Consider the following 1030-nt stretch of genomic DNA (forward strand, 5'->3'; position numbering starts at 1 on the left):
TAGTCCGGCTTTCAGTCCGACCATCATTGCTGAAAATATAATGGCTGTAGCACGGCGGTTATTGAGCCATTCTGAGTAATCGGCTACATCGGCGATCATTGCCCAGAGAATCGGAATGGTGATTCCGTAGAAAAACCCGTGCAGAATCTGCGAAAAGAAAATAAGGGAAATACTGTCGGCTGGAAAGAAATAAAAAGCCAGAACGAAGACTGTCGAAATAAACAGAAATATTCCGAAGATATTTCTCTTTCCGTATTTATCGGCAAGGCCTTTTGATAATGTGATTCCTATTATCATAAAAATAATTCCTCCGGCATTAAACAGTCCGAATCCTGCAGCAACAGGGTCATTACCAAAATAGTTTAATCCAGTGCTGGTCAGCGTATCCAATATCGGCTGGATAAAAAGTGCCAGCTGCTGTTTATCAACATAATTTTCAAAATAATACACATACGAACCGCCTTTTAGAGCCAGAGTGATAAACACTAATGTTGTCAGTGTCAGCATGATTACCCACGGCCTGTTTTTTACCAGGTCGGCTAGATCTTCCTTCACGCTTGACTTCTGCTCCGGTTTTGGGATAATGCGTTCTTTGGTGGTCAGAAAAGTGATAAAAAGCATGATGGTGCCGATGACGGCCAGTACTGTCATTACTTTTTCGATACCAACTGCTTTGTCGCCCCCTCCGGCACTCTTGATGATCCCAAGCATGAAAACCTGAACAAAAAACTGTGCAAACATCACCGCAACAAAACGGTACGAAGAAAGGCTGTTCCTGTCGGACATATCGCCCGTAATCACGCCGCTCAGGGCAGAATACGGCAGGTTGTTCCCTGCATAAAAAAGAAGCAGTAAGGTATAAGTGGCAACGGCATAAACTACTTTGCCGCTGTATGAAAAATCGGGGGTGGTAAAAGCCGCCAGAGCAACACAGCCCAGCGGTAATGCCGTGATCAGGATCCACGGACGGAACTTGCCCCATCTGGTACTGGTTCTATCTGCCAGAACACCTATAATAGGATTAAAACCA

1 protein-coding gene is annotated in these 1030 nt (G+C 44.7%); it reads right to left on the reverse strand.

Translation table 11 applies throughout. The features are described from left to right. Window positions 1-1030, reverse strand: a 1030-nt coding sequence (locus IRZ80_RS20745) for an MFS transporter (RefSeq protein ID WP_194644268.1), incomplete at both ends; no start/stop codon positions are given.

Source organism: Flavobacterium sp. HJJ, from assembly GCF_015351475.1.
GTDB lineage: Bacteria > Bacteroidota > Bacteroidia > Flavobacteriales > Flavobacteriaceae > Flavobacterium > Flavobacterium marginilacus.